This window comes from Thermococcus sp., from assembly GCF_027012695.1.
GTDB lineage: Archaea > Methanobacteriota_B > Thermococci > Thermococcales > Thermococcaceae > Thermococcus.
Genome location: NZ_JALUYR010000092.1, coordinates 1 through 3,135, shown reverse-complemented (window position 1 = coordinate 3,135; position 3,135 = coordinate 1). Strand labels below are relative to the sequence as shown.

The following is a 3,135-nucleotide window of genomic DNA, read 5'->3' as shown; positions in this document are numbered from 1 at the left end:
AAGAAGACGACCTTTCCGGTCTTGCCCGCGCGCATCAGCTCGAAAGCTTCCTCGAACCTGTCGAAGCCTTTGTACCTGTGGGTTATGACCTCGTCGAGGTTAAGTTTTCCGCTCTGGATGAGGCTTGAGACCGTGTACCAAGTCTCCCAGAGGTGCCTTCCTGTGATGCCGTGTATCTCAAGGGCCTTGAAGATGATGAGGTTGTTGAAGTCGAGGGTAACGTCGCGCGGGAAGAGACCGAGCAGTGAGACCCTTCCACCGGGAGTGGTGGCCGCCAAACCCTGCTCGAGGGCTTTTGGAGCGCCGCTGAACTCAAGGAAGACCTCGACTCCGGCGCCGTCGGTTATGTCCATCACAGCCTTGACCGGATCCTCCTCGAAGGGATTAACGACGTAATCCGCCCCAACCTTCTTGGCCAGCTTCCTCCTGAAGTCGCTCGGCTCGCTCACGATAACGGGGTAGGCGCCGCTGGCCTTGGCAACGGTTATCCCGAGGAGTCCAAGGGGTCCGGCGCCGGTTATGAGGGTGCTCCTTCCGGCTATCGGGCCGGCGAGAACGGTGTCAACGGCGTTTCCGAGGGGTTCCTGAAGGGCCGCGTGTTCGGGCTTCATCCCCCGTGGATTCTTCCAGGCGTTCCTGGCCGGAACCACCGCGTAGTGGGCGAAGACCCCGTCGGTATCGACTCCAAAAATCTTCGTATTCTGGCAGACATGGTAGCGGTTGTGCTTGCAGGCGTAGCACTTGCCGCAGACGATGTGCGTTTCCGCGCTTATGTAGTCGCCAACCTGAAGGTCCTCAACGCCGGGACCCAGCTCCACCACCTCACCGGCAACCTCGTGACCCATGATCTGGGGCGGCTTTATCCTGCTCTGCGCCCACTCGTTCCACTCGTAGATGTGTAAATCAGTTCCGCAGATACTGGTGGCGAGGACCTTTATGAGAACCTCTCCAGGGCCGGGCTTTGGAACATCAACCTCAACCAGCTCGGCACCGTAGGCGGGTTTCGTTTTCATAATAGCCAGCATCTTTTCGGCCATAGCGATCATCTCCTAAGCTTTACAATCCCTATCTGAACGGGGTGGATATAAACCTTTTGCGACACGGAATGCCACGGAAAACCTTATATCGACGTTAACCATTCCAGTAGTAGGAGGTCAAGAGATGGCGCTCATTGTCGTTACGGGAAGGGGCGGTGCCGGAAAGACCACAACAACAGCCAACCTCAGCACCTTCCTGGCCATGAGGGAGTACAGGGTTCTGGCCATTGATGGTGATCTGTACCTTCCAAACCTGGGCTTTCACTTCGCCCTCGACAACGTCAGGTACACACTCCACTCCGTTCTGAGGAATCCGGACGTTGATCCCGAGTGGGCAGTTTACCGCCATCCCCAGACGGGTGTTCACGTGATGCCCGGAAGCACCCAGCTCCAGGACGTTCTCGGAATCTCCCCCCGGAAGCTTGTGGACGTTATCGATCGGATGAAGTACAAGTTTGGAGTGGTCTTCGTCGACTCCCCCACGGGAATACCCTTTGACACCCTTCCCGTCTTCGAGCTGGCCGATTACCAGCTGATAGTCGTAGAAATAGAGCGCTCGCCGATTTACTCCTTTGAGACAATGGTCAAGAACGAGATCGAAAAACTCAAGACCCTCGGAGAGAGGTACGGCCTCAACATCGGCGTGGTTCTCAATAAGGTCAGGGAATCCAGGGATGTCGTTGACGAGATAATGGACGCGATAGAGGAGGATCTAAACGTTCCGGTAATTGGGTGGGTGCCCTTCGACAACAGCGTTCCGGAATCCATAAACGCCGGCATTCCGGTTCTTCTCTACGCTCCAAAGAGCCCGGCCGCGGCCGCCTTCTACGAGACAGGAGAAGTCCTTGAGGAGTGGATGTTCGGCTGATTCCTCACGGAGGTGTCGTTATGGAGTTTGATGAGCTGGTTGAGAAGGTCGCAAGCGGGGAGATAAAGCTCCATCAAGTGGAAAAATACACCGACGGCGACAAGAAGCTCGCCACTGAAATAAGGAGGAGGGCACTTGAGAGGAAGCTCGGGGTAAAGCTTGAGCACATCGGTCACTACTCGATAGACCCCGAGCAGGTCATCGGCAGGAACATTGAAAACATGATTGGCGTCGTCCAGATACCCATGGGCGTTGCTGGACCGCTCAAAATCAACGGAGAGTACGCAAAGGGCGAGTTCTACATCCCGCTCGCAACAACTGAAGGTGCTCTCGTTGCCAGCGTCAACCGCGGTTGCTCCGCTTTGACAGAGGCTGGCGGCGTTAAGACGACGCTGATAGACGACAGGATGACGCGCGCTCCGCTCCTCAAGTGCCCCGACGCGAGGAGAGCGCGAGAAGTAGCTGAGTGGGTTAAAGACAACATCGGCTACCTTCAGGAAAAAGCGGTAAGCAGGGTCACCAGGCATGGAAAGCTCCGCGGTGTTAAGCCCTTCATAGTTGGCAACAACCTCTACCTCCGCTTCGAGTTCGAAACCGGCGACGCAATGGGCATGAACATGGTGACCATAGCGAGCGAGGAGATAATGAAGGTCATCGAGGAGAAGTTTCCCGATGTCAGGTATCTGGCCCTCTCGGGCAACCTCTGCGTGGACAAGAAGCCGAACGCAACCAACTTCATCCTTGGAAGGGGCAAGACGGTCATAGCCGAGGCGATAATACCTAGGGAGATAGTCGAGAAGAAGCTGAAAACCACTCCGGAGCTCATAGCCGAGGTCAACTACCGCAAAAACCTCGTCGGCTCGGCACAGGCCGCTTCCTACGGCTTCAACGCCCACTTCGGCAACATCGTTGGGGCTATCTTCCTCGCCACCGGCCAGGATGAGGCCCAGATAACCGAGGGATCCCACGGCATAACTTTAGCTGAGGTTACACCCGAAGGCGATCTCTACATAAGCATAACCATGCCGAGCCTTGAAATTGGAACCGTTGGCGGGGGAACGAGGGTTCCAACGCAGAGGGAAGCCCTTAGCATCATGGGCGTTGCCGGTGGAGGAGACCCGCCCGGAACCAACGCCAGGAAGTTCGCCGAGATAATAGCCGGCGCGGTTCTTGCTGGGGAGCTCTCGCTCCTCGCGGCCATAGCAGCTAAACACCTCGCGAAGGCACACA

The 3,135-nt window shown here is 56.6% G+C and carries 3 protein-coding genes; 2 read left to right on the top strand and 1 reads right to left on the bottom strand.

Annotated features, from left to right (window positions below; genetic code table 11):
• On the bottom strand, positions 1-1,037 hold a 1,037-nt coding region (gene tdh, locus MV985_RS07545; RefSeq protein ID WP_297464942.1), incomplete at its 3' end, for an L-threonine 3-dehydrogenase.
• Between the two features lie 124 nt (positions 1,038-1,161).
• Here tdh and MV985_RS07540 point away from each other — a divergent pair.
• Entirely contained in the window at positions 1,162-1,905 is a 744-nt protein-coding gene (locus tag MV985_RS07540) for a MinD/ParA family protein (RefSeq protein WP_297464940.1), read from the top strand.
• A 20-nt stretch (positions 1,906-1,925) separates the two neighbouring features.
• The coding region (gene hmgA, locus MV985_RS07535) for a hydroxymethylglutaryl-CoA reductase (NADPH) (protein ID WP_297464938.1) at positions 1,926-3,135 on the top strand (1,210 nt) is incomplete at its 3' end.

What these genes read in the sequence shown, in the direction of transcription:
- MV985_RS07540 (WP_297464940.1), top strand. Translation starts at nt 1,162, where the DNA reads ATGGCGCTCATTGTCGTTACGGGAAGGGGCGGTGCCGGAAAGACCACA.